The organism is Variovorax paradoxus B4 (assembly GCF_000463015.1).
Lineage (GTDB): Bacteria > Pseudomonadota > Gammaproteobacteria > Burkholderiales > Burkholderiaceae_C > Variovorax > Variovorax paradoxus_E.
Map to the genome: position 1 here is coordinate 587,318 of NC_022247.1, position 24,442 is coordinate 611,759.

Consider the following 24,442-nt stretch of genomic DNA (forward strand, 5'->3'; position numbering starts at 1 on the left):
GAAAAAGGCCCGCACGTGGCGGGCCCTGTTTGCGCAAGCTGAAGCTCAGCGCGGCTTCAGGCCTTGGCGTCTTTTTCGCACTTCTTCATGAAGCTGCTCTTGGCGGCGCCTGCCAGCGGCTTGCCGTTCTTGTCGATGGCCTTGGCTGCGCAAGCCGGCGCTGCGGCCGCCTTGGCGTCTTTTTCGCACTTCTTGATGAAGCTGCCCTTGGCGGCGCCGGCCAGCGGCTTGCCGTTCTTGTCGATGGCCTTGGATTCGCAGCTCGCGCCGGGGGCCGCCGCGGTGGCGGGTGCTGCGGGGGTTGCCGCCGCAGGAGCGGCGGGGGTGGCGGGCGTGGCCGCGGGAGCGGTGACAGGCGCCGGAGCCTTGGCCGGGGCCTTGTCTTGTGCCTGTGCGGCGCCGAAGGAGAGACAGGCGCCCAGGGCGACCAGGGAAAGGAACTTCTTCATGGTGATATGTCCTTGCAAGGTGGGTTGTGACAGGTGCCCCGCCCCGGGGCCGCCCCTCCTAACGGCCGAAGGTAACGATCGGATGACGATGGTCAACTGCGCCCGGGTTTGCCCCCGGTAAAATTCGCAGATGCTATTGGTCAAACAGGAGCTGCTCGCGGCGCTCGCGAACACGCTCGAATCCCTCTCGCCCGGCGCTGGCGCCAAAGCCGCGTTCGAGTCGCCCAAGGTGGCTGCCCACGGCGATTTCGCCAGCACGGCCGCCATGCAACTCGCCAAGCCGCTCGGGCGCAAGCCGCGCGAACTGGCCGAGGAGCTCAGTGCCGCGCTGCTCGCCACCCCGGTTTTCGGCCATTGGGTCGAAGCCATCGAGATTGCCGGGCCCGGTTTTCTCAACATCCGCCTCAAGACGGCCGCCAAGCAGCAGATCGTGCGCGAAGTGCTGGCCGCGGGCAGCGCCTTCGGGCAACAGCCCGCCACCGGCGAAAAGGTGCTGGTCGAGTTCGTCTCGGCCAACCCGACCGGGCCGCTGCACGTCGGCCATGGCCGCCAGGCTGCGCTCGGCGACGCCATCTGCAACCTGCGCGCCTCCCAGGGAGACACCGTCTGGCGCGAGTTCTATTACAACGACGCCGGCGTGCAGATCCAGACGCTGGCCCACAGCACCCAGCTGCGCGCCCGCGGCTTCAAGCCCGGCGACCCCGAATGGCCGAGCGGCGAAAAGGCGCCCGCCTACAACGGCGACTACATCGCCGACATCGCCGAAGACTTCAAGGCGAAGAAGACCGTCAAGTCGGACGATCGCGAATACACCGCCAGCGGCAACATCGAAGACCTCGATTCCATCCGCGAATTCGCGGTGGCCTACCTGCGCCGCGAGCAAGACCTCGACCTGCAGGCCTTTCGCGTGCGCTTCGACAACTACTACCTCGAGTCCAGCCTCTACACCAGCGGCCGCGTCGAGGCCGCGGTCCAGAAGCTCGTGGCCGCCGGCAAAACTTATGAGCAGGACGGCGCGCTCTGGCTCCGGTCGACCGACTACGGCGACGACAAGGACCGCGTGATGAAGAAGCAGGACGGCACGTACACGTACTTCGTGCCCGACGTCGCCTACCACATCGCCAAGTGGGAGCGCGGCTTCCACAAGGTGGTCAACATCCAGGGCACCGACCACCACGGCACCATCGCGCGCGTGCGCGCCGGCCTGCAGGCCGCGGGCGTCGGCATCCCCGAGGGCTACCCCGACTACGTGCTGCACACCATGGTGCGCGTGATGAAGGGCGGCGAAGAGGTCAAGATCAGCAAGCGCGCGGGCAGCTACGTCACCTTGCGCGACCTGATCGAATGGACCAGCACCGACGCCGTGCGCTTCTTCCTCCTGAGCCGCAAGCCCGACACCGAATACACCTTCGACGTCGACCTGGCCGTGACCAAGAACAACGACAACCCGGTTTATTACGTGCAGTACGCCCATGCGCGCATCTGCTCGGTGCTGGCGGGCTGGGGTGGCAACGTCGGCGCCCTCGGGAACGTGGACCTGTCGCCACTCGAAAGCCCCGCCGCGCAGGCGCTCATGCTGCTGCTGGCCAAGTACCCCGCCATGCTCACGGCGGCCGCCAAGGATTTCGCGCCGCACGACGTCACCTTCTACCTGCGCGAACTGGCTGCCAGCTACCACAGCTACTACGACGCCGAGCGCATCCTGGTCGACGACGAGCCGGTCAAGCTGGCGCGGCTCGCGCTCGTCGCGGCCACCGCGCAGGTGCTGCACAATGGCCTCGCGATTCTCGGCGTCAGTGCGCCGAGCAAGATGTGAACCTCAACATGAAGAAGACAACCAGACAACGCGGCAACATCGTCATCGGGCTCATCGTCGGCCTGGTGCTGGGGTTGGGTGTCGCGCTGGGCATCGCGGTCTACGTGACCAAGGTGCCGATCCCGTTCGTGACCAAGACCCAGCGCGGCGGCGCCGAGCAGGACGAAGCCGAAGCCCGCAAGAACCGCGACTGGGATCCCAACGCGCCGCTGGCAGGCAAGGCCGGCGCGCCCAAGCCGCCGCCGGCCGCGGCCGGCCCGGTGGCGCCACCGGCCGGCGGCGACACCGCGGCCGTGGCGCCGGGTGCGGCGCCGCCCGCTCCGCCGGTGCCGGTGGTGGTGGCTCCGAAACCCGCGCGCCCGGCCCCGGTGCCGGCCGAGGCCAATTCCCTGCCGCCATCGAACGATCCGCTGGGCGACCTGGCCCGCGCGCGCGCCGGCGGCAGCAGCACCACCACCACGGCTTCCGCCGCGCCCAGCAGCAACAGCGCGGCGCCGGGTGCCGATCCGTTCATGTACTTCGTGCAGGCGGGTGCCTTCCGCACCACCGACGATGCCGAGGCCCAGCGTGCCAAGCTGTCGCTGATGGGCGTCGAGGCCCGGGTCACCGAGCGCGAGCAGGCCGGCCGCACGGTCTACCGGGTGCGCGCGGGTCCGTTCAACAAGAAGGACGATGCCGATCGCCTGAAGGAGCGGCTCGACAGCGGCGGCCTCGAATCGGCGCTCGTGCGCGTACAGCGTTGAGCTTGCCGGCAGCCGTCACGGATAGTCTTTAAGCTTCGCCGCGCGGCACGGGCCGCCGCCAGGATCGTCCTGGGCATGCCGTATGCGGGAACTCCGCGCGGCGCGCCGGCTCAGTCTGCCGTACCCAACAGGAGAACTCTTTCAATGAAACGTCGTGACTTTTCGCTGGCCGCCACCTCGCTGGGCCTGCTTTCGCTGGCTGGCAACAGCGCGCACGCCCAGGCGCGCGTGCCCAAGGCCGGCACCGAATACCTGGTGCTCGACAAGCGCGTGCCGGTCGACGCACCGGCGGGCAAGGTCGAGGTGATCGAGTTCTTCTCGTACAACTGCCCGCACTGCAACGACTTCGAGCCGCAGCTGGAAGCCTGGCTCAAGGCGGCTCCGAAGGAAGTGGCTTTCCGCCGCGTGCCGGTACCTTTCGTGGGCAACGACGTCGAGGCCAAGCAGCGCCTGTACTACGCGCTCGAAGCCATGGGCAAGATCGACGAATTCCAGCCGAAGGTCTTCGACGCGATCCACAAGCAGCGTCAGAACGTGAACGGCGATGCCAACATCATTGCCTGGGCCTCGGCGAACGGCCTGGACGGCGCCAAGTTCAAGGAAGTCTTCACCTCCTTTGGCGTGGCCAGCAAGGCCAAGCGCGCCGCGCAGCTGACCGATGCCTACAAGGTGGCCGGCGTTCCGGCGCTGGCCGTGGCCGGCCGCTGGTACGTGGACGGCGAACTGGCCGGCAACATGACCAAGGCGCTGCAGGTCACCAACTACCTGATCGGCGAGGCGAAAAAGGGCTGACCCCCAGGCTGCGCGGCACTTCGTGTCCGCTGCGCCCACCCCCTTGCAGGGGGCGACACCTGCGGCCCGGCAAAGCCGGTTCCGTGGTGTCTCCCGATGGGGACACCGGCCCGCTTCGGCGGGCCTTTTTCATCGGCGTTGGTGGCTGGTGCTGATCCGCCGCATACAATGGTTCAGAGCAAGTTTCGTGCCTCTATGACATTGCCCTCCTATCCCCACACCACCCCCTTCGTTCGCCGAATCGGCCGCCTGGCCGCCGGTGCGCTGCTGCTGGCCGGCCTCGCCTCGGGCGCCCTGGCCGAGACCGCCGACCGCACCAAGCCGATGAACATCGAATCCGATGCGATGCGCTACGACGACCTCAAGCAGACGAGCGTGTTCACGGGGAACGTGCTGGTCACGAAGGGCACGATCATCATCCGCGGCGCGCGCATCGACGTGCGCCAGGACGCCGAGGGCTACCAGTACGGCGTGGTCACGGCGGCGCCCGGCAAGCGGGCCTACTACAAGCAGAAGCGCAATGCGCCCGACGAGTGGATCGAGGGCGAATCCGAAGTCATCGAGTACGACAGCCGCGCCGACAACGTCAAGTTCATCCGCAATGCCGTCATGCGCCGCCTGCTCGGCGCCACGCCCAACGACGAAAGCAGCGGCGCGCTCATCGTCTACGACCAGAGCAACGACACCTACACGGTCAACGGTTCCACCGTACCGCCGAACACCGGGGTGAACGCGCCGGCGGGCGGGCGGGTGAAGACCATCCTCACGCCCAAGAGCGCCACGGCGCCGGCGCCCGGTGCCTCGGCCCCGGCCGGCGGACGCGCCGCGCCAGCGGCGGCGGCGCCCCAGCCGGCGCCAGGCGCCGGCCTGCGCTCGACCACCACCCTGGGCGGCGATGGGGAAGGGCGCAAGTGATCGAAACCGCTGGAACCCAGAACGCCGATGGCGCGCCGGGCAGCCGCCTGGTGGTGCGCGGCCTGCAAAAAAGCTACGGCAGCCGCAAGGTCGTCAGGGATGTCTCGCTCGACGTGCAAAAGGGCGAGGTCGTGGGATTGCTCGGTCCCAACGGCGCCGGCAAGACCACCTCGTTCTACATGATCGTGGGCCTGGTGCGGGCCGACGCCGGCGAGATCACCATCGACGGCGAGCCCATCGCCCACATGCCGATTCACCGGCGCGCGCGCATGGGCCTGAGCTACCTGCCGCAGGAAGCGTCCATCTTCCGCAAGCTCACGGTCGAGGAAAACGTGCGCGCAGTGCTCGAGCTCCAGCGCGAACCCGACGCCAGCGGCAAGCCCGCGCCACTGACCAGGCAGCGCATCGAGGAGCGCCTCTCCGAGCTCCTGGCCGACCTGCGGGTGGACCATCTTCGCGACTCGCCCGCGCTCGCCCTCTCGGGCGGCGAACGGCGCCGGGTCGAGATCGCCCGTGCGCTGGCCACCCAGCCGCGCTTCATCCTGCTGGACGAGCCCTTTGCCGGCATCGACCCCATCGCGGTGATCGAAATCCAGCGGATCATCAGCTTCCTGAAGGAGCGCGGCATCGGCGTGCTCATCACCGACCACAACGTGCGTGAAACGCTGGGCATCTGCGATCACGCGTTCATCATCAGCGACGGGCATGTGCTGGCACAAGGCACACCCTCGGAGATCGTCGACAACGCCGAAGTACGCAGGGTGTACCTCGGCGAGCACTTCCGGATGTAAGGGAGGAGTCGGTCTCCATGAAGCAAGGGCTGTCCCTTCGCGTTTCGCAGCATCTGGCGCTCACGCCCCAGCTGCAGCAGTCGATCCGGCTGCTGCAGCTCTCCACGCTCGAACTGAGCCAGGAGGTGGAGCAGATGCTGGACGAGAACCCGTTCCTCGAACGCACCGCGGAAGAAGCCGCGCGCGAGGAATTCGGGCTCGATGCCATCGATACGCCGGTGCCCCGCGACGAGGCCGGTGAAGCCGCCGAGGGCGAATTCGCCGCGGCTCCCATCAGCAGCGCGACGACCGCTTCCACCGAAACCGCCTCCACGGCCGAGGCCGACACTCCCGCCGCCGATGCCACCGAGCGCGAGCCCGACTGGGAGGGCGACGGCACCGTCGACATGGCGCCGGACGACAGCGAGTGGGGCAGCGACGCCCCCGCGCGCCAGAACAACCTCGGCGACGACGAGCGCGCCGACGCCACCGAACTCGCGCGCAGCCAGGAGTCGCTGCAATCCTTCCTGCACCGACAGGCGCTCAGCCTGCGGCTCAACGAGAACGACAGCGCGGCGCTGCGCTTCCTGATCGAATCGCTCAACGACGACGGCTACCTCGAGGATTCGCTGCCGGCACTGGCTTCGGGCCTCGCGGGCGACGACAACGACCAGTTCGACGAACTGGTGCATCACTTCCAGGTGGCGCTCGGCCTGCTGCAGAGCCTGGAGCCCGCCGGCGTGGGCGCGCGCGACCTGGGCGAATGCCTTTGCATCCAGCTGCGCGCACTCGCGAGCGAAAGCGAGACCGAGGAACAGGCGCTGGTGCGCAAGACCGCCATCGCCATCTGCAAGCAGCCGATGGAGCTGCTCGCGCGGCGCGACTTCAAGCGCCTGGCCACGCTCACGCGCACCAACGAAGAGGTGGTGCGCTCGGCGCTGCAGGTCATCTCGCGCCTGGAGCCCAAGCCGGGCCGCCGCTTCGTCGACGTCGAGCGCAACATCGTCATTCCCGACGTGATCGTCACCAAGATCGGCCGCGGCACCAACGCCAAGTTCCGCGTCATGCTCAACCCCGAGGTGATGCCGCGGCTGCGCGTGCACGACATCTATGCCGGCGCGCTCAAGTCGCACAAGGGCGAGGGCAGCCAGGCGCTGTCGCAGCGGCTGCAGGAGGCGCGCTGGTTCATCAAGAACATCCAGCAGCGCTTCGACACCATCCTGCGCGTGAGCAACGCCATCGTCGAGCGGCAGAAGAGCTTCTTCGTGCACGGCGAACTCGCGATGCGGCCCTTGGTGCTGCGCGAGATTGCCGACGAACTCGGCCTGCACGAATCGACCATCTCGCGCGTGACCACGGCCAAGTACATGGCCACGCCTTTCGGCACGGTCGAGCTCAAGTACTTCTTCGGTTCGGCGCTGGGCACCGAGACCGGCGGCAATGCGTCGAGCACCGCAGTGCGCGCGCTGATCAAGCAGTTCGTGAGTTCCGAGAGCATCAAGAAGCCGCTGTCCGACAGCCAGATTTCCGAGATGCTCAAGGAGCAGGGCATCGAATGCGCGCGGCGCACCGTGGCCAAGTACCGCGAAGCCTTGCGCATCGCGCCGGCCAACCTGCGCAAGGCCCTGTAGAAAGCCGCCGATGGCCCGCCGCCTGCTGTCGCGCTGTGGGCAATGGGTCTTCGCCATGGCGGCGGCGGCGCTCTTCGCCGGCTGCGCCACCCTGCCCGACGAGGCCCCGCGTCCACCCACCAAGGCCATGGCCGCCTCGGCCGACACCGCGCTCGGCAAGATCGCGCTGGCCTCGCAGCCCGACCCCGACCTCAGCGGCTTTCGCCTGATGCCGGGCGGCGACTTCGCCTTTGACACGCGCATCCAGCTTGCGCGCCGCGCCCAGCGCACGCTCGATGTGCAGTACTACCAGATCGAGAACGACGAGACCGGCCGCTACCTGCTGCGCACGCTGCGCGACGCGGCCCTGCGCGGCGTGCGCGTGCGGCTCTTGATGGACGATCTCTACACCTCGGGCGAAGACGAACTGCTGCTCGGCCTTGCGGCTACGCCGAACGTCGAGCTGCGCCTCTTCAATCCGTTTCCGGCCGGGCGCGGCAGCCTGCTGCGGCGCTTCACCGCCTCGCTCTTCGATTTCAGCCGCGTCAACCGGCGCATGCACAACAAGCTCTTCATCGCCGATGGCGCCATGGCGGTGGCGGGCGGGCGCAACATCGGCAACCAGTACTTCAGGCGCACGGCGGGGGAGAATTTTCTCGATCTCGATACCTTCGTGGCCGGTGCGCTGGTCCCGCGCCTCGGTGCCCTGTTCGACCAGTACTGGAACAGCATCTACGTGCGGCCGATCCAGTCGGTGGTGGCCAGCGAGCTGCCGCGCGAGGAACTGCAGAAGCGCTTCGACACCGCCACCGGGCCCGACACCACGCCGCCGCCGCCGAAGCCCGCGCCCAACGACCTGCTCGGCTACAGCCCGATGGCCGAAGACCTGAATGCCGGCAAGCTCGACCTGATCTGGGCCCTCGCCGAGGCGTACGCCGATTCGCCCGAGCGCGTGATCGGCAAGACCGCCTCCTACGGTGGCGTGCCGCTGCTCGACGTCGACAGCGTGCGCTACAACGTGGTCGAGCAGATGCGCCGCGCGCGCTCCGAGGTGACCATCGTCTCGCCCTACCTGATACCGGGCGAAGCGGGCCTCGAAGTGATGCGCGAGATCCGCCGGCGCCACGTGAAGATCAGCGTCGTCACCAATTCATTCGCCGCCACCGACGAGCCGCTGGTCCACACCGCCTACCGCCGCTACCGGCCCGAGATGCTCAAGCTCGACGCCGACCTGTACGAACTGAGCACCACGCGCACACGGCGCAGCGTGCGCCTGGGCCTGTTCGGCACTTCGGTGGGGCGGCTGCACGCCAAGTCGGCAGTGATCGACCGGCAGATTCTTTTCGTCGGCTCGATGAACTTCGACCCGCGCTCCGAGACGCACAACACCGAGATCGGCCTTTTCATTCGCAGCCCCGAGATGGCGCGGCAGACGCTCAAGCTCATCGAGGTGCTGAAGCAGCAGGGCGCCTACCGGCTGCGCTTTGCCGAGGGCAGCGGCGAATCGCGCATCGAATGGATCAGCGAGGAGGAGGCCGGCAGGACCACCGTGCTGAACGAGGAGCCCGACTCGGATTTCTGGGGCCGCACCATGCTCGAGCTGCTGGCGCCGCTGACGCCGGAAAGCCTGCTGTAGCCCGGCTCAGCTGCCGCGCACGCCGGACAGCAGCTTGAGGCCCAGCAGCGCCATCACGCCGCCGGCCGCGCGGTCGATCCAGGCCTTGTAGCGCAGGTAGGCCGAGCGCGGCGCCGCCGACGACAGCGCCAGCGCGACGATCGCGTACCAGCCCGTCTCGATGCAGAAGATCACCGCCGGCACCGCGAGCGCCAATGCCAGCGTCACCTCGCGCGGCAGGAACGCCGCGAAGATGCTGGCGTAGACCACCGCGGTCTTCGGATTGCTGATCTGCGTGCCCATGCCGACCAGGAACGCGCGGTGCGCATTGCCGGGGCCTCCGGCCGGGCGTTCGTCCTGCACGGCGGCCAGCGGCTCTCGCGCGCCGCGCCAGATGCGGATGCCCAGATACACAAGGTAGGCGCCGCCGAGCAGCTTCACCGCCAGGTACAGCGCCGGTACCGCGAGGAACGCCGCCTGCAGCCCGACCAGCGCCGCAATGGCGAACACGACGCCGCCGGCGCCCATGCCCAGCGCCGCGGCCAGGCCGTCGCCGCGCGACGACGACACGGCGGTGCGCGCCACCATGACGAAGCTCGGGCCCGGGCTCATGGCCCCGACGATCATCGCGCCCGCGATGCCCAGCAGTGGAACCGTGATGTCGCTCATGGCTTTATTGCTGCACGTTGACGGCTTCGACCTGCACCAGCAGCTTCACCCTGTTCTCGAAGCCGAAGTTCAGGCCCCAGGTGATGCCCCAGTCGCTGCGCTGCACCGTGGTCTCGAAGTCGCCGCCGCAGACCTGGCGGTTGATGAGCGGGTTCAGGTAGCAGTTGAAGCGCACGGCCTTGAGCGTGACCGGCCTGGTCTGCCCCATCAGCGTGAGCGTGCCCGGCACGTCGATCACCTTTTCGCCGTTGAATTCGATGCGGTCCGCCACGAAGCGGCCGGTCGGAAATTCGGCCACGTTGAAGAAGTCCTTGCTCTGCACGTGGCGGTTGAGCAGGTCGACGCCGGTGTTGATGGAGCTGATGTCCATCGTGATGTCGACCTTGCCGCTGCTGCCCGTGCCGTCGATCTGCACCGAGCCATCCTTGGTGCTGAAGCGGCCGCGGTTGGTGGTGGTGCCGTAGTGCCCCATCTCGTACATCACGAAGGTGTGCGTGGGGTCGATCACGTAGCTGGCGTTCTTTACCGGGCCGCCCGCGGGCTTGGCGGCGACGGGCGGCGCGGTGTAGTCCTGCGCCAGGGCAGGGGTGGCAAAGGCCGTCGCGGCAGACAGCGCGGCAGCGAGGAAGAGCTTCTTCATGGCGAGGGGCGTCTTGGCGTGAAAATGAAACAAGAGAAATTCAAAGCGGACCGAGCCCCGCGAGCGTGAGCTTGAAGCGAACCAGCACCTCGTTGCCGACCACCGAGGTGTCGGTCCATTCGCCGTCGCCCACCTTGTAGTCGAGCCGCTGGATCGTAAAGCTTCCGCTGGCCACCGCGTGGCCGCCGGCCTGCGCAATGCTCACCGGCACCGTGATCTGGCGCGAGATGTTCTTGATGGTGAGCTTGCCCGCCATCTCGAACCGGCCGTCCCCCAGCGCCTTGATCGCGCTCGACTGGAAACTGGCCTGCGGAAAATGCGCCGTGTCGAACCAGGGCGCCTTGGGCAGTTCGGCATCGCTCATCGGAACGCCGAGCGATGCGCTGGCCGTGTCGATCTGTAATGCGACCGTGCCGCCTTCGGGCTTGCGCGGATCGAAGGCCACCTGGGCGTCGAATTTCTTGAACGTGCCTTCCACGGGCACGCCCATCTGCTTGCTCACGAAGGCGATCTGGCTCTTGTCCGCCACCAGCCGGGTGGCCGCTGCGGGCTCGGCGCCCGCGGGCGCGAGGGCGGCGAATGCCATGGCTGCAAACAGGAGACGGGAGATGCGCTTCATCCGGCGGATTCCTTGCGTGGCCCGGGCCACATGCGTTTCAAGATGCCATCGCGGTCGATCCAGTGGTGCTTGAGCACCGCCGCCACGTGCAGCAGCGCCACCGCGGCCAGCGTGAACGCGCTGCCCTTGTGCAGCGGCTTGAGCACGGCCTCGGCCAACTCCTTGTCGACCGGCACGAAGTCGGGCAGCGGCAGCAGGCCGAACCACACCACCGGAAACCCCAGCGCCGAACTGTAGGCCCAGCCGAACAGCGGAACCGCCAGGAACAGCAGGTACATCAGCGCGTGGCTCGCCCGGTGGCCGGTGCGCTGCCAGCGCGGCATGGCCGCCGCCGCATCGGCCGGCAGCGGGGGCGGCCGATGGCGCAGCCGCCACAGCAGTCGCACGGCCGACAGCAGCAGGATCGTGACCCCGGCCCACTTGTGCCAGTTGTAGAGCCTGATGCGCGCCGGCGAGAGCGGCAGCCCGGTCATGTAGAGGCCGAGGCCCAGCGAGCCGACGATCATGGCCGCGAGCAGCCAGTGCAGCGCGATGGCGACCGGGCCATAGCGCAGTTCACGCAGGCCGCGCGGATCGGCGGGCTCATCGGCAATGGCGGCGGGGTGGGAGGGTGTGTCGATGGGCATCGGAAGCAGGACCGGCGGCCTGTGCGCGGAGCATATATCGGAAGAGGCGAAGGCACCGCACGAGCCGTGCCAGGCGTCGGCCTGGCGGGTCAGCGCCCCGTTGCCGGCTGCTGCGCCTGCAACAGCACCTCATGCAGCTCGGCCGGCTGCACCGGCTTGCGCAGCGCATGCCAGCCGCGCTCCGTGGCCAGCCGCTGGGTCGCCTCGCCGATGTCGGCCGAGACCAGGGCGATGGCGAGCGAAGGCTTCTGCCGCTGCAGTTTCTCCGCCAGCGCGATGCCGTCGAGCGCACCGGGCAGCCGGATGTCGCACAGCGCCGCATCGAGCGCACGCAGATCGGCCAGCGCCAGCGCCTCGGCCGCGCTGGCGTACACGCGCGGCACGACCTGCCATTGCTGCAGCAGGGCGCAGAGGCTGTCGGCCACTACGGCGTTGTCTTCCACCACCAGCACGGCAAGGCCGGGCCGCAGGGCGCGCGCCGCGCCGTATCGAGGCTGCGCCGCGGGAGCGGGAGGCGGCACCGGCGCATCGGCCGGCGCCGCGGGCAGCTCGAAGCCGAACACCGAGCCGCGCCCCGGCGCCGAACGCAGCGACACCTGGATGCCGAGCTGCGCGGCCAGCCGCCGCACGATCGCCAGCCCCAGCCCATGCCCGCGCTGCAGGTTGCGCTCGACATTGCCGATCTGCTCGAAGTCGCCGAACACCCGCTCCTGCGAGTCCGCCGCAATGCCGACGCCGCCGTCGCGCACTTCCACCCGCCAGGCGCGGCCGGTGTCGCGCCGGCGCGCCCGCACCGCCAGCAGCACCCGGCCGCGCGGCGTGAACTTGACGGCGTTGTCGACCAGGTTCGCCAGCACGCGGCGCAGCGAGACCGCATCGGCCCAGGCCACCGCATCGGCGGGGCAGCGCACCGTGACGCGGCCGTCGCCGGCCTGGCGCGCCAGGTCGTTCAGCAGCGGCGCCAGCGACACCGCCACCGGCTGCAGCGGATCGACCGCCGCCTCGATGCGGCCGATCTCGAGCAGCTGGTTGGTCAGGCCTTCCAGCGCCTGCTGCGCGCGCGCGAGCGAGGCCACCGTGTGCTGCACCACGGGCGCATCGGCGCCGTTGTCCAGCTGCTGGCGCAGCACTTCGGCCTGCAGGCCGATGGCCATCACCGGCTGGCGCAGGTCGTGGTTGGCGGCCGAGAAAAAGCGCAGCCGCTCGGCCTGCGCCTGCTCGGAAGCGCGGAGTCCGGCCAGCGCCTGCTCGCGCAGGCTTCGCTCATTGAGGCGCAGGCCGATGTTTTCCTCGAGCTGGCGCGAGCGCTCGGCCACCAGCTTCCACATCATTGCGGTCAGGCCGAGGCCGATGACCGCCACGGCCTTCATCGTCGGCGTGCCGAGCCACAGCCCGGTCACGATCACCGGCGCCAGCAGCAGTGTGATCGCCAGCTGCGTGGCCGGAATGTAGAACGACACCGAGAACGCCGAGGACAGCGTCATTCCCATCAGCATCAGCCCGAGCAGCAGCTGCTGCTCGGGCTGGCCGGGGTTGAACAGCAGCACGCCGGCCAGGCCGTGCGCCAGCTCCCAGATGCCGGTGCGCACGGTGTGGGTGCGCTGCGCATCGCGCAGGCTTCGGGGTGTGAAGGGATCGGGCAGGCGCTGGGGAAAGAAGCCGCGCATGACCGTCACCACGGTGATCAGCGAAATCCACACCAGCGCGCGCGAGAGCGAATATTGCCAGGCGAACAGGGCCGCCACGCCGCAGTTCAGCAGGTATTGCGCCAGCAGCACCGGGCCGATCGGGCGGATCGACAGCCGCAGCACCTCGCACTGGATCGCAAAGCGGTCGTTTTCGGCGACGGCCGGAGCAACCATGGGCGCGGTGGTGGAATTCATCGGCCGATCCACTATATAGAGAAGCGGCCCGGCGCGGCGACAATGGCATCCCCCAGCCGGCCAATGACGATGATGGCGAACCCCTTGTGAACGATCTTTCCCTTTTTCTGCCTTGCGCCGCCGGCGTCGAGGAACTCCTGGCGCAGGAAGTCCATGCGCTCACCGGCCGCGTCGGGCAAGACCTGCTCACGCTGCGCGGCGGCGTGCGGGTGCGCGCCGAATGGCGCGACGCGCTCAAGCTCAACCTGCACAGCCGGCTCGCCCAGCGCGTGCTGGTCGAGCTGGCCCACGCGCCCTACCGCAGCGAGAACGACCTCTACGCCATCGCGAGCGGCGTGGCCTGGGAAATCTGGTTCACGCCCAAGCAGACCTTCAAGATCGAGACCACGGCGCAGCACAGTCCGCTGCAGAGCCTGAACTTCGCCACCTTGCGCATCAAGGACGCCATTGCCGACCGCTTCCGCGCCAAGGCCAACGGCGTGCGCCCGAGCATCGAGACCCAGTGGCCCGACTGCCGCGTGTTCGCCCACCTGACCACCGAACACTGCACGCTCTACATCGACACCTCCGGCGAACCGCTCTTCAAGCGCGGCTGGCGGCAGGACAAGGGCGACGCGCCGCTGAAGGAAACCCTGGCCGCCGCCATGCTGGCCGCCAGCGGCTGGTGGAACCCCGAAACCGGCGCCGTGGCCGCCGAGCCGCTGTACGACCCCTGCTGCGGCAGCGGCACCATCGCCATCGAGGCGGCGCAGATCGCGCGCGGCATTCCGGCCGGGTCGCTGCGGCGCTTCGGCTTCGAGAAGCTGCTGCCGTTCCAGGCGCACGTCTGGGACGCCATCAAGAAGGAAGCCGCATCGTTGGCGGCGCCACGCGATGTCGCCATCTTCGGCTCCGACGTCTCGCACCGCATGGTCGACTTTGCCGAGCGCAATGCGGAGCGCGCCGGTGTCGCCGATGCCATCGAGTTCCGCGGCGGCGACGCGCTGCAGCGCATGCCGCCGGCCGAGGGCGGGGTGATCATGCTCAACCCGCCCTATGGCGAACGCATCGAGGTCGGCGGCGTGGCGCGCTTCGGCGCCCGCGAGGCCGCGCAGACTTCGGGCGAGGGCGCCAGCGAAAGCGGCGACGGCGGCGAGTTCTTTCCGCAGCTCGCCACCCACTGGAAGAAGAACTACGCCGGCTGGACCGCCTGGGTGCTCACGCCCGACCTGAAGCTGCCCAGGCAGATGCGGCTCAAGGAGTCTCGCCGCGTGCCGATGTGGAACGGGCCCATCGAGTGCCGGCTGTTCCGCTTCGACATGGTTGCGGGTTCGGCCAGGAAGTAGCCCTGCGCGCACCTGCGGGTGCGCGAATTCACGCCGCCATGACCGTTCCAGAATCCGGCCTCGTCGTCATCGACACCAACATCGCGCTCGACCTGCTGGTCTTCGAAGACCCCGCCTGGGTGCCGCTGATCGCCATGCTGGCCGCGGGCGAACTGCGCTGGCTCGCGACGGCTGCGATGCGCGTCGAACTCGAGCGCGTGCTCGGCTACCCGCTGATCGCCCGGCGCATGGCGCAGCGCGGCCTGCAAGTGCCCGCCGTGCTGGCGGATTTCGATGCGCGGGTGCGCATGGTCGAAGGCGCTCCATCGCGCGCACCCTGCGTCTGCAGCGACCCCGACGACCAGGTCTTCATCGACCTTGCGGTGGCGCACCGTGCGCTGCTGCTCAGCAAGGACCGTGCGGTGCTGTCGATGAAGAAGCGGCTGGCCTTGCGCGGCGTGGCGGTGCAGGCGGCGCTCGGGCTTTCGTAGCCGGCGCAGTGATGGCGCATCGGCGTGTTGGACGCCGACCCAAGTCACACCCGTTGCACCAACGGTCTCGATCGATTGCCGCTGCGCGCCGGAACGCGCGAAAACCGGCGGATTGACAACTTCCGACTCATCGACACGTGCGAGGGACGGTGTTAGCTTTCACTGGCGCCACCCCTTCAATTCTTGTTTCGATGGGAAAACATGCAACCATCTTTCGCGACGCTCTGGGCCAATCATCCCAATATCAAGGGCGACGGCGCTTTGCTGGACAAGGGCGTCTACACGGATCAATGCGCCATCAATGTGGGGGCAGCATTCATGCGATCCAGCCTGAACCTTGAGAGCTTCCCCGGTGTCTTCTCCTGGCAGAAGGACAAGCCGAAGTACCCGATCAGGGCGCAAGAATTGGCGAACTGGCTGGATTCCGGCAAGGCCGGGCTGATGTCCCGGACCGAAAAATACACGGGAAAAGAAGGCTTCGAGAAAATCGCCAACCGCACGGGGATCGTGTTCATCCAGAACTACTGGGGCGAGGGGCGGCAAGGCGACCACATCGACCTCTGGAATGGCTCACGGCTGACGACCCTGTCGTCATGGTTCCGCATCCAACTGAACATGTCGTGGGAGGGCTTCATGACAGACTACCGAAAGGGCTCTGCCATTTGGTTCTGGTACGTTCCATGAGATTTATCGCGCGCCTCTTCTTCATCGTTGTCGGAGCAACTGCGCTCGGATTTATTTTCTACAAGCTCATTGGCCCTGTGGGCCATTGGTATGAGCTCAACTTTGCAAGGAACGACGATGACTTGGGCCAAGCGTACATGGTCGCGCTCGCCGTTCAATTCCTCGCGTTGATAGCGGGCGGTTGGCTTGGCGACTGGGCATTTCGTAAGTGGCGGCAGAGGCAGCCTGATCGCCCGTAGCTCATGTAGCGATCACGGATCGGCCGAGTTCCATGAAGATACTCATTCGACCGCTCTGTATTTTGGTCGGGGCACTTGCGCTCAGTCTTCTTGTCGCGAAAGTCGTGCTCGTTCCCATTGGGCAGTGGTACGAAATGAACCGGGCCCAAAGCGAGAGCGATTTGTCGCAAGCCTTCGTCGTCGCTCTTGCAGTGCAGGCCCTTTGCGTCATTGCCGGCGGCTGGCTCGGCGACCTCGCATTCCGCAAATGGCGGCACAAGCAACTCGGCCGCCAACAGCGCCCGTAAAAAAGCGCTGCTAGTTCTGCAGCGCAGCGGCCGGCCCCAGGTGCCAGCGCCCCAGCAGCCGCGCCACGGCGCGCACGCGCTGCGTGTCGCGGCCCCAGCGGCGGCTCGCGGGCAGCTTCTGCGCCCATTTCATGCGCCGCGCCGCCTCGGCGATGCGTTCGCGCACTTCCCCGTCCACCTCGGCCAGCGCGGCATGCCAGTGGCGGCCGGCGGCTTCCGGCGCGGCGGCCTCCAGCATCATGGCCGTGGAGTGCAGGTAGCTGAGCCAGTCGCGGGCCTGGCACTCGGCCAGGGTCATGACCTCGGACGGGTCATCCTCGAAGTCGATGTAGCCGATCACGCCGTCGGGGCACTGCACCAGGTTGCGGTCGAAGGCCTGGCTCAGGTGCTGGCTGCGCACATGCACCTTGGCGATCGCAGCCAGCCCTTCGCGCCAGACCGCCAGCAGCGCGGCCGGTCCGGCCGCGGCCGCCTGGTCGAGCCGCTCCTGCAGCACGACGGTGGTGCGGCCGCTTTCGCCGAGGTCCGAGATCAGCAGGCCGTCGGGCTGCTGCGCCAGCACCGCCGGCACGCGCAGGCCCGCAGCCGCGAGTTGCCGCAGGCGCCGCGCCTCGGTGGCAATGGCGGCCTCGCCGCCCGGGTTGGGCACCGGCTTGATGATGTCCAGCCGTGCCATTCGCGCGACCGCCGCCATCACGCGGTAGCCCCACTTGCCGTGGCGCGGGCCGGCCTTCTTGAGCCACACGCGCTCGCTGCCCAGGCGGTGGCTGGCGACGTTCTTCTGCTGCTTCGGCAGCATGAGGCGCAGGAACTCGGCGTAGTCGCCGGGCGCCGGCATGGAGGGCTGCGCGTCCAGGGGCGCGGGCGCGGAGGCCACGCCCTTGGCGCCGTGCAGCCGTGCCAAAGCACCGCGTCGCAAGGGATTCATGCGGCCAGCGGAAGATTCGACACCAGGCCGTGCGGACCCTGTGTCAGGGGCTGGAAGCTGTCGGCGCTGGCCAGCGGCCAGTAGGTGCGGAACACGTTGTGCTGCTTGTCGAGCGGGCCGAGCAGCGCGCCCGGCTGCACCTGCATCACCAGGTTGCTCAAGAGGCGCACCTCGGTGTCGGAAATGCGCCGCACGATGTGGTGCGCGGTGATCTGCTGCGGATGATCGAGGCCGGCGGCCTGCACCAGCTCCTGCAGCGCATGCAGGGTGCTGCGGTGGAAGTTGCGCACGCGCTCGGCCTTGGTCGGCACCACCAGCGCCTGCTGGCGCACCGGGTCCTGCGTGGTCACGCCGGTGGGGCAGTGGCCGGTGTGGCAGCTTTGCGCCTGGATGCAGCCCAGGGCCATCATGAAGCCGCGCGCCGCGTTGCACCAGTCGGCGCCGAGCGCCATCATGCGCGCCACGTCGAAAGCGGTGATCACCTTGCCCGCGCAGCCCAGCTTGACCCGGTGGCGCAGGTTCACGCCGACGAGCGTGTTGTGCACCAGCAGCAGACCTTCCTGCAGCGGCGCGCCCACGTGGTCGCTGAACTCGACCGGCGCGGCGCCCGTGCCGCCCTCGGCGCCATCCACCACGATGAAGTCGGGTGTGATGCCGGTGGCCTGCATGGCCTTGACGATCGCGAACCACTCCCACGGATGGCCGAGGCAGAACTTGAAGCCGGTCGGCTTGCCGCCCGAGAGCTCCCGCAGCTTCGCGATGAAATGCATCATCTCGACGGGCGTGGTGAACGCGCTGTGCGACGAGGGCGAAACGCAGTCGATGCCGATGGGCACGCCGCGCGCGGCCGCGATCTCGGGCGTGACCTTGGGTGCGGGCAGCACGCCGCCGTGCCCTGGCTTGGCACCCTGGCTCAGCTTGATCTCGATCATCTTCACCTGCGGATCGCGCGCGTTGGCGCTGAAGCGCTCGGCGTTGAAGCTGCCGTCCTCGTTGCGGCAGCCGAAGTAGCCCGAGCCGATCTCCCAGATCAGGTCGCCGCCATGCACGCGGTGGTGCTGCGAGATCGAGCCTTCGCCGGTGTCGTGCGCAAAGCCGCCCAGCCTGGCGCCCTGGTTGAGCGCGAGGATCGCATTGGCCGACAGCGCGCCGAAGCTCATGGCCGAGATGTTGAACACGCTCGCGCTGTAGGGCTGCGTGCAGGGATGGTGCGACGACCCGGCCGCGCCCGACGGCGACGGGTTCGCGTCGGCGGTATGCGGCGTGCCGCCGATCACGATGCGGAAATCGTGGTTATCGAGCCTGGTGGGCTGCATCGAGTGGTTGATCCACTCGTAGCCCGCGATGGTCACGTCGAGCTGCGTGCCGAAGGGCCGGTTGTCGGGCTCGCCCTTGGCGCGCTGGTACACCAGCGAGCGCTGCGCGCGCGAGAACGGGGCCGCTTCGGAATCGCTCTCGATGAAGTACTGCCGCATTTCCGGCCGGATGAATTCCAGCAGGAAGCGCAGGTGCCCGATCACCGGGTAGTTGCGCAGGATGGCATGGCGCGCCTGCCGCAGGTCGTGCACGCCGGTACCGGAAAGTACCGCGAAGACGGCCACGCCCACCCAGGCCAGCCACAGGTGGGGCGACACCAGCACGAAGGCGATGCAGGCCGCCAGACCGACCACGCACAGGGCGAAAGCGCTGTAGCGCGTCGGAAACGGAATAATCGTGGACATAGAAATAGTGTCGACCGGGGCCTGCTGCATCATAGAGGGCTGCCCCGAACTTGCCATGACCAACAACCACGACACCCCCCAGGCCGAAGCGGCCGCTTCCGCCCCCCTCGGCCCAGACGATTTCGACGCCCTCGACCAGGCGCTCGACGCCATGCGCGAGCACGACGAGGAAATTCCCCAGTGGGAGTTCTGCGAAGGCTTCATGGCCGCGCTGATCTGCACCCGCCGGCCCATCGAGCCCGCCGAATACTGGCCGGTGCTGCTGGGCGAAGGCTTCGTGCCGGCCCAGCACATGGAGTTCGTCTGGAACTGGAAGCGCCGTTGGCTCGAAATCGAAGAGGGTCTGGATGCCGACGTGCAGTCGCTCGACGACGAGCGCAGCTGGCAGCCCGAGGTGCTCGACACCCGTGGCGCCATTGCCTCGCTGCCCGAGGAAGAGCGTGCCGAGGTGGCGGGCGAGGAAATTCCCTCGTTCGCGCAGGTCTGGGCGCTGGGCTTCATGTACGCGGTCGAGAACTGGCCCGAGGACTGGGCTGCGCCGCGCGACAAGGACGCCGCCCAGATGCTCGACGATGCGCTCGACAACATCGTGGCGCTGACCGAGGACGACAAGGCCAAGCCCACGCTCTCGATGTTCAGCGATGATGGCCCGCCGAGCGTGAGCCAGCAGCGGCTGGACGATTTCGGCGCCGCCATCTGGGCCGTGTACGACCTGCGCCAGCTCTGGAAGAGCCTGGGCCCGAAGGTCGAGACCCTCCGCAAGGAAGCCACGCCCGGCCGCAACGATCCCTGCCCCTGCGGCAGCGGCAAGAAATACAAGAAGTGCCACGGTGCCTGACGGCGGCTGCGCCAGCGCACGGCTGACGCCACGCGCGGCGTGGGTCATGGTGCTGGCGCTTTGCGCCGGGGTGGCGCTGAGCCAGGCCTTCCGCACGGTGGGCGCCATCATGGCGAGCCCGCTGCAGGCCGACTTCAAGCTGTCGGCGCAGGCGCTGGGCATTTTCTCGGGCGCCTTTCATTTCGCCTTTGGCGCGATGCAGCTCTTCATGGGCATCGGCATCGACCTGCAAGGCGTGCGGCGCACGGTGCTGGTGGCCTTTCCGGTCGCCATCGCGGGCGCGCTGCTCTCGGCGCTCGCGCCGAGCTACCCGGTGCTGGTGGCGGGGCAGGCGCTGATCGGCATCGGCTGCGCGCCGGCCTTCCTGGTGTGCACCGTGTTCATTGCACGGCACTTTCCGGTGGCGCGCTTTGCCACGGTGTCGGGCCTGGTGCTGGCCATCGGCGGCCTGGGCATGCTGGCCACCGGCACGCCGCTCGCGTGGCTGGTGCAGGCGTATTCGTGGCGCGCGGGCTTCCTGGTGCTGGCCGTGGCCTCGGCGCTGGCGTGGCTCGCGATCTGGCGCTGGGTGCGCGAGCCTGCGTCGGCGGTGCCGAAGGCGAACGAGTCGATTCCCGAGGCCATCCGCCAGTTCGGCGCGCTGCTCGCGATGCCGCACACGCTCGGCATCGTCGTGCTCGGGGCCGTGACCTACGCCGCCTTCATCTCGCTGCGCGGGCTGTGGCTCGGGCCGCTCATGATGGAGCGCCACGGCTACTCGCTGGTGCAGAGCGGCAACGTCGCCATCGCGGTGTCGGTGATCTCGCTGTTCGGTGCGCCGCTGTTCGGCCGCTTCGACCGCGACGGCGCCGCGCGCCGCCGCTGGATCGTGGTCTGCGCGCTCGGCTATGCGGCCCTGTTCGCGCTCATCGCCTTCACGCACTCGGCCTGGCTGGACATCGGCGGCATGGTGCTGATCGGCGTGCTGTCGGGCTTCATCGTCTGGCAGTACGCCGACGTGCGCGTGGCCTATCCGGTCACGCTCACGGGCCGCGCGATGGCGGTCTTCACCATGGCGATGTTCCTTGGCGTCGCGCTCATGCAGTGGGGCACCGGCGTGGCGGCATCGGTGGCCGCGGCGCATGGCGGCGATCCGCTCACGGCCGTGCTGGCCACCATCGCCGCGCTGCTGGTGCTGGGCATCGCGGCCTTCGCGTGGCTGCCCGCGCCGAAGGCGCAAGCCCTCAGATCTTGAAGGCGCGCTGGATGTCCGGCCGCACGAGGTCGGCGTATTCGCGGTGCTTGCGGATGTAGCCCGCAATGAACTGGCACACCGGAATCACGTGCAACCCCTTGGCGCGCGCCTCGTCGAGCACATGCCGTGCGATGCCCGAGCCCACGCCCTTGCCCTCGTGCGCGGGCAGCACCTCGGTGTGGGTGAACATGATGGCGTCGGTCAGCAGGTTGTATTCGGCGTAGGCCGCGAGCTGGCCCTCGAGCGCGGCTTCGTAGCGGTGCAGGGCTTCGTTGTTGGTGATGACTAGGTTGCTGTTGCTCATGGTTGGCGTGCGAGATAAGTGGCGAGATTGGCGGCCGCGGTGGCGCGTACCTTGTTGCGCAGCATCGGCGTCCAGCCGAGCAGCAGGCCCGGCGCGCCCAGCGCCTGGCGCGACCAGGTCCAGAAGGCAAAGCTGTCGCGGTGCGTGGCAATCAGCCCGTCGGGCGTGAAGCCGAAGCGCGCATCGACGCTGTTGTCGACCAGCCGGCCGGTGGCGCTGAAGCGGTAGTGCGCGTCCCAGTGGGCCCGGCCGCTGGTGTCGTCGGCCTGCACGTCGCGCCAGCGGAGGCGCCAGACGTCGGCGCCCTTGGCCTTGGTGGCAGTGCAGAGCATCCGCCACATGCCGCCCACCTGTTGCCGGCCGCGCAGCGAGAAGGCCTCGTCGTCGAAGACCGCATCGCTGGCATAGCAGGCGGCCATGGCCGGGGCGTCGAGCCTGGAGAACGCCTCGTAGAAGCGCTCGATGGTCTGGGCATTGGCTGCTGCTGTCATGTCATGGGGCCTTCGTTGTTGTGCCGGGGTGCGGGCCGAGCAGGCCCACCAGTGTCTGCAGGGCGTAGTGCACCGTGGCCGCGCGCACCGCGGCGCGGTCGCCGTCGAAGCGGCGGCGCTCGGTGCGGACCCGCCCGTCGACCGACCAGCCGAACCACACCGTGCCGACCGGTTTCTCGGGGCTGCCGCCGGTGGGGCCGGCCACGCCGGTCACGGCCACCGCCGCGCGCGCCGCCGAACGCGCGATGGCCCCCTCGGCCATGGCGCGCGCCACGGGCTCGCTGACCGCGCCATGGGCTTCGATCAGCGCGGCATCGACGCCCAGCAGTTCGGTCTTGGCCGCGTTCGAGTAGCTGACGAAGCCGCGCTCGAACCAGGCACTGGAGCCCGCGAGCTCGGTGCATGCGCCGGCAATGAGCCCGCCGGTGCAGCTTTCGGCCGTGGCCAGCATCCAGCCCTTCTTCAGCAGCAGTTCGGCCGTGGCCGCGACGAGCGCGGGCGTGTCCTGGTCGGCAAGAAAATTCGCCGGGGTCGAAGCTTCCATCAAGTTCACCATGCGCGCCAGAGCGCGATGACCAGCAGCGTGCAGAACGCCGCCACGAGGTCGTCGAGGATGATGCCGAAGCCCGCGCGCCACCAGCGCACCTGGGCGGCGTCGCGCTGCTTGAACAGCGCATCGGCCCAGGCCACCGGCCCCGGCTTGGCGGCGTCGAAGAAGCGGAACAGGCCGAACGCGATGGCCTGCGCGAAGAGGCCAGCGGGGGTGACGAGCCAGAGCACGATCCAGAACGCGATCACCTCGTCCCACACGATGCTGCCCGGGTCGGCCACGCCCATGTCGCGCGCGGTGATGCTGCAGGCCCACCAGCCGATCGGCAGCGAGGCCAGGATGATCCAGCCGATGGTGGCGGGCGTGAGCCACAGCTGCATCACGGCAAAGGCGGCCCAGGCCCAGAGCGTGCCGACGGTGCCGGGCGCCACGCGCGGCAGGCCGGAGCCGAAGCCCATGGCGATGAAGTGCGCCGGATGGGACAACAGGAAACCGATCGTGGGACGGCGGGGCGTGGCTTGCGGCATGGGGCCTGCGGAGGAAGAAGCAGCTTGCATCAGGCCAGAGTGTCGCGCATTCGAGGGGCTGTCCAAGACCCTCTATTTATCAAAGCAATAGCTTGTTTAATTCGAGGGACCGGCCTAGTATCCAGGCCTCGCTTTGCCATCCGTCGTCCGCCAAGGACCGAGTCACATGCCCGCTGCCTCATCCAACTCCCCTGCTGCCGCCGACCCTTCCTCTTCGCGTCCTGCGTCTTCCGCCACCTGGAGCGAGCTGTTCAGCGGCCGCAACGGCTGGCGCGCGCTGGCGCTCACGGGCGGCGTCGCGCTGCATGCGGTCAACGTGCACATCGTGACGACCGTGCTGCCCTCGGTGGTGAACGAGATCGGCGGGCTCGACTGGTATGCCTGGAGCACCACGCTGTTCGTGGTGGGGTCGATCCTCGGCGCCACGCTTTCGGTGCGGCTGCTTGCGAGGCTGGGTCCGCGCGGCGCCTGCCTGGCGGCGCTCGCGGCCTTCACCGCGGGCTCGACGGCTTGCGCGCTCGCGCCGGCCATGCCCTGGCTGCTCGCGGGCCGCACGGTGCAGGGGCTGGGCGGCGGCCTGCTCGCGGCCCTGAGCTATGCGCTGATCCAGCTCGTGTTCGCGCCGCGGCTGTGGCCTCGCGCGGTGGCGCTGGTGTCGGGCATGTGGGGCGTGGCCACGCTCTGCGGACCGGCGGTGGGCGGGTTGTTCGCGCAGGCGGGGCACTGGCGCTGGGCCTTCTGGTCGCTGCTGCCGCTGGCTGCCGTGCAGGCGCTGCTGGTCGCGGTGCAATTGCGGGCCGCGGCCGGCGTGCGGCACGAACGGCCGGCGCGCATGCCGCGCATACCGGCGCCGCAGATCGGCTTGCTGGCGGCGTCGGTGCTGGTGATCGCGGCCAGCGAGTTCTGGCCGGCGCTCGCCTGGCAGGCCGCCGGCGTGGCGCTGGGGCTCGGGCTCGGCGTGGCCGCCACGCGGATCGACCGGCGCGCCGCGGTGCGGCTGCTGCCCACCGGTGCCTACGCGGTGCGCGCGCCGATGGGCGCCATCTATGCGAGCGTGGTGCTGCTCCTGATCGGCACCACCACCGAGATCTTCGTGCCGTACTTCCTGCAGTTGCTGCATGGCCATTCGCCGCTGTCGGCCGGCTATCTCACGGCCGCGATGGCCGGCGGCTGGAGCGCGGGTTCGCTGCTGTCGTCGGGGCGCAGCGGCGCGGGCGCCGACCGCATGCTGCGCGCCGGGCCGGTGGCCTGCACGCTGGGGCTTGCCGCACTCGCGCTGCTGCTGCCGGCGCCCGGGCGCTTCGCGCCGGGGCTCGAAATGCTGCTGGCCGCCATTGCGCTGGCGGCCGTGGGGCTGGGCGTGGGCATCGGATGGCCGCACCTGGTCACGCGCGTGATGTCGCTGGCGCCCGCCGGGCAGGAAGGCCAGGCCTCGGCATCGATCACGACCGTGCAGCTCTACGGCATGGCCGTGGGGGCGGCGGTGGCGGGGCTGGTGGCCAACGCGGCCGGCCTCAGCGAGCCCGGCGGCGCGGCGGGCGCGCGCTCGGCCGCGACCTGGCTGTTCGCGAGCTTCGCATTCGCGCCCGCGCTGGCGGCGTGGCTGGTTGCGCGCTTCGTGGTCGCGCGCAGATCGATCGGCGCGCTCAAGCAATCGATCTAGGCCTTCCTGCATGCCGTCCGGTGTATTCGGCCGA

Annotated in this window: 27 protein-coding genes; 15 read left to right on the plus strand and 12 right to left on the minus strand. The window is 68.9% G+C overall.

Annotation, left to right across the window (positions count from 1 at the left end):
* Positions 1-56 precede the first annotated feature (56 nt).
* Positions 57-449, minus strand: a complete 393-nt coding sequence (locus tag VAPA_RS02690) for a hypothetical protein (RefSeq protein ID WP_021005231.1) — start codon at positions 447-449, stop codon at positions 57-59.
* 130 nt (positions 450-579) lie between these two features.
* Between VAPA_RS02690 and argS the strand changes: the two genes are divergently transcribed.
* The 7 genes from argS (at position 580) to VAPA_RS02725 (ending at position 8,731) form a co-directional block, all read left to right on the plus strand.
* Positions 580-2,265 carry an arginine--tRNA ligase gene (gene argS / locus VAPA_RS02695; RefSeq protein ID WP_021005232.1) on the plus strand — a complete coding sequence of 562 codons (1,686 nt, stop codon included), beginning with the start codon at positions 580-582 and terminating at the stop codon, positions 2,263-2,265.
* Positions 2,266-2,273: 8 nt separating this feature from the next.
* Positions 2,274-3,008 carry an SPOR domain-containing protein gene (locus VAPA_RS02700; RefSeq protein ID WP_021005233.1) on the plus strand — a complete coding sequence of 245 codons (735 nt, stop codon included), beginning with the start codon at positions 2,274-2,276 and terminating at the stop codon, positions 3,006-3,008.
* Between the two features lie 144 nt (positions 3,009-3,152).
* Positions 3,153-3,800, plus strand: a complete 648-nt coding sequence (locus tag VAPA_RS02705; RefSeq protein ID WP_021005234.1) for a thiol:disulfide interchange protein DsbA/DsbL — start codon at positions 3,153-3,155, stop codon at positions 3,798-3,800.
* Between the two features lie 195 nt (positions 3,801-3,995).
* Positions 3,996-4,715, plus strand: a complete 720-nt coding sequence (gene lptA, locus VAPA_RS02710; RefSeq protein ID WP_021005235.1) for a lipopolysaccharide transport periplasmic protein LptA — start codon at positions 3,996-3,998, stop codon at positions 4,713-4,715.
* Positions 4,712-5,506 carry an LPS export ABC transporter ATP-binding protein gene (lptB, locus tag VAPA_RS02715; RefSeq protein WP_021005236.1) on the plus strand — a complete coding sequence of 265 codons (795 nt, stop codon included), beginning with the start codon at positions 4,712-4,714 and terminating at the stop codon, positions 5,504-5,506. Before lptA ends, lptB begins: the two co-directional genes overlap by 4 nt.
* A 17-nt stretch (positions 5,507-5,523) precedes the next feature.
* Positions 5,524-7,116, plus strand: a complete 1,593-nt coding sequence (locus VAPA_RS02720; protein ID WP_021005237.1) for an RNA polymerase factor sigma-54 — start codon at positions 5,524-5,526, stop codon at positions 7,114-7,116.
* A gap of 10 nt (positions 7,117-7,126) precedes the next feature.
* Positions 7,127-8,731 carry a phospholipase D family protein gene (locus VAPA_RS02725; RefSeq protein WP_021005238.1) on the plus strand — a complete coding sequence of 535 codons (1,605 nt, stop codon included), beginning with the start codon at positions 7,127-7,129 and terminating at the stop codon, positions 8,729-8,731.
* A gap of 6 nt (positions 8,732-8,737) precedes the next feature.
* Here VAPA_RS02725 and VAPA_RS02730 read toward each other — a convergent pair whose 3' ends face one another.
* The 5 genes from VAPA_RS02730 to VAPA_RS02750 all read right to left on the minus strand — a co-directional run bounded on the left by VAPA_RS02730 (position 8,738) and on the right by VAPA_RS02750 (position 13,147).
* Positions 8,738-9,379, minus strand: a complete 642-nt coding sequence (locus tag VAPA_RS02730) for a LysE family translocator (RefSeq protein ID WP_021005239.1) — start codon at positions 9,377-9,379, stop codon at positions 8,738-8,740.
* Positions 9,380-9,383: 4 nt separating this feature from the next.
* A complete protein-coding gene (locus tag VAPA_RS02735) occupies positions 9,384-10,019 on the minus strand; it encodes a YceI family protein (RefSeq protein ID WP_021005240.1) in 636 nt (211 codons plus the stop codon).
* Positions 10,020-10,059: 40 nt separating this feature from the next.
* Positions 10,060-10,638: a YceI family protein gene (locus VAPA_RS02740; RefSeq protein WP_021005241.1), complete on the minus strand. Its 579-nt coding sequence runs from the start codon at positions 10,636-10,638 to the stop codon at positions 10,060-10,062.
* Positions 10,635-11,264: a cytochrome b gene (locus tag VAPA_RS02745; RefSeq protein ID WP_021005242.1), complete on the minus strand. Its 630-nt coding sequence runs from the start codon at positions 11,262-11,264 to the stop codon at positions 10,635-10,637. The genes VAPA_RS02740 and VAPA_RS02745 overlap by 4 nt, the downstream gene beginning before the upstream one ends.
* 89 nt (positions 11,265-11,353) lie before the next feature.
* On the minus strand, positions 11,354-13,147 hold the full coding sequence (locus VAPA_RS02750) for an ATP-binding response regulator (RefSeq protein ID WP_021005243.1): 1,794 nt from the start codon (positions 13,145-13,147) through the stop codon (positions 11,354-11,356).
* An 86-nt stretch (positions 13,148-13,233) separates the two neighbouring features.
* On the opposite strand from VAPA_RS02750, the gene VAPA_RS02755 reads away from it, so the two are divergent.
* The 5 genes from VAPA_RS02755 to VAPA_RS02775 all read left to right on the plus strand — a co-directional run bounded on the left by VAPA_RS02755 (position 13,234) and on the right by VAPA_RS02775 (position 16,152).
* The gene (locus tag VAPA_RS02755; protein ID WP_021005244.1) at positions 13,234-14,472 is read left to right on the plus strand and encodes a THUMP domain-containing class I SAM-dependent RNA methyltransferase; all 1,239 of its coding nucleotides are present in this window, start codon (positions 13,234-13,236) and stop codon (positions 14,470-14,472) included.
* Between the two features lie 38 nt (positions 14,473-14,510).
* Complete coding sequence (locus VAPA_RS02760) at positions 14,511-14,942, plus strand: putative toxin-antitoxin system toxin component, PIN family (protein ID WP_021005245.1); 432 nt, start codon at positions 14,511-14,513, stop codon at positions 14,940-14,942.
* Positions 14,943-15,143: 201 nt separating this feature from the next.
* Entirely contained in the window at positions 15,144-15,626 is a 483-nt protein-coding gene (locus tag VAPA_RS02765) for a type VI secretion system amidase effector protein Tae4 (RefSeq protein WP_021005246.1), read from the plus strand.
* Positions 15,623-15,865 (plus strand): hypothetical protein, encoded by a 243-nt coding sequence (locus VAPA_RS02770; RefSeq protein WP_021005247.1) that lies wholly within the window; start codon positions 15,623-15,625, stop codon positions 15,863-15,865. The genes VAPA_RS02765 and VAPA_RS02770 overlap by 4 nt, the downstream gene beginning before the upstream one ends.
* A gap of 32 nt (positions 15,866-15,897) precedes the next feature.
* Positions 15,898-16,152 (plus strand): hypothetical protein, encoded by a 255-nt coding sequence (locus VAPA_RS02775; RefSeq protein WP_021005248.1) that lies wholly within the window; start codon positions 15,898-15,900, stop codon positions 16,150-16,152.
* A 10-nt stretch (positions 16,153-16,162) separates the two neighbouring features.
* Here the strand turns inward: VAPA_RS02775 and VAPA_RS02780 are convergent, their stop codons facing one another.
* Together VAPA_RS02780 and VAPA_RS02785 are read right to left on the minus strand one after the other, a co-directional pair.
* A complete protein-coding gene (locus tag VAPA_RS02780) occupies positions 16,163-17,080 on the minus strand; it encodes a BUD32 family EKC/KEOPS complex subunit (protein WP_041945983.1) in 918 nt (305 codons plus the stop codon).
* Positions 17,077-18,801: an FMN-binding glutamate synthase family protein gene (locus tag VAPA_RS02785; protein WP_021005250.1), complete on the minus strand. Its 1,725-nt coding sequence runs from the start codon at positions 18,799-18,801 to the stop codon at positions 17,077-17,079. Before VAPA_RS02785 ends, VAPA_RS02780 begins: the two co-directional genes overlap by 4 nt.
* A 55-nt stretch (positions 18,802-18,856) precedes the next feature.
* Here VAPA_RS02785 and VAPA_RS02790 point away from each other — a divergent pair, with 55 nt between their 5' ends.
* Complete coding sequence (locus VAPA_RS02790; RefSeq protein WP_021005251.1) at positions 18,857-19,639, plus strand: UPF0149 family protein; 783 nt, start codon at positions 18,857-18,859, stop codon at positions 19,637-19,639.
* A 46-nt stretch (positions 19,640-19,685) separates the two neighbouring features.
* Positions 19,686-20,873, plus strand: a complete 1,188-nt coding sequence (locus VAPA_RS02795; RefSeq protein ID WP_041946307.1) for an MFS transporter — start codon at positions 19,686-19,688, stop codon at positions 20,871-20,873.
* Here VAPA_RS02795 and VAPA_RS02800 read toward each other — a convergent pair.
* The 4 genes from VAPA_RS02800 to VAPA_RS02815 are packed head-to-tail and all read right to left on the minus strand — an operon-like array spanning position 20,863 to position 22,745.
* On the minus strand, positions 20,863-21,177 hold the full coding sequence (locus tag VAPA_RS02800) for a GNAT family N-acetyltransferase (protein WP_021005253.1): 315 nt from the start codon (positions 21,175-21,177) through the stop codon (positions 20,863-20,865). The genes VAPA_RS02795 and VAPA_RS02800 overlap by 11 nt on opposite strands.
* Positions 21,174-21,668: a nuclear transport factor 2 family protein gene (locus VAPA_RS02805; protein WP_021005254.1), complete on the minus strand. Its 495-nt coding sequence runs from the start codon at positions 21,666-21,668 to the stop codon at positions 21,174-21,176. Before VAPA_RS02805 ends, VAPA_RS02800 begins: the two co-directional genes overlap by 4 nt.
* A gap of 1 nt (position 21,669) precedes the next feature.
* The gene (locus tag VAPA_RS02810; protein ID WP_041945984.1) at positions 21,670-22,224 is read right to left on the minus strand and encodes a CinA family protein; all 555 of its coding nucleotides are present in this window, start codon (positions 22,222-22,224) and stop codon (positions 21,670-21,672) included.
* On the minus strand, positions 22,218-22,745 hold the full coding sequence (locus tag VAPA_RS02815) for a phosphatidylglycerophosphatase A family protein (RefSeq protein ID WP_021005256.1): 528 nt from the start codon (positions 22,743-22,745) through the stop codon (positions 22,218-22,220). The genes VAPA_RS02810 and VAPA_RS02815 overlap by 7 nt, the downstream gene beginning before the upstream one ends.
* Before the next feature lie 166 nt (positions 22,746-22,911).
* Between VAPA_RS02815 and VAPA_RS02820 the strand changes: the two genes are divergently transcribed.
* Positions 22,912-24,408, plus strand: coding sequence for an MFS transporter (locus tag VAPA_RS02820; RefSeq protein ID WP_021005257.1), 1,497 nt, complete (start codon positions 22,912-22,914; stop codon positions 24,406-24,408).
* The last annotated feature ends 34 nt before the right edge of the window (positions 24,409-24,442 follow it).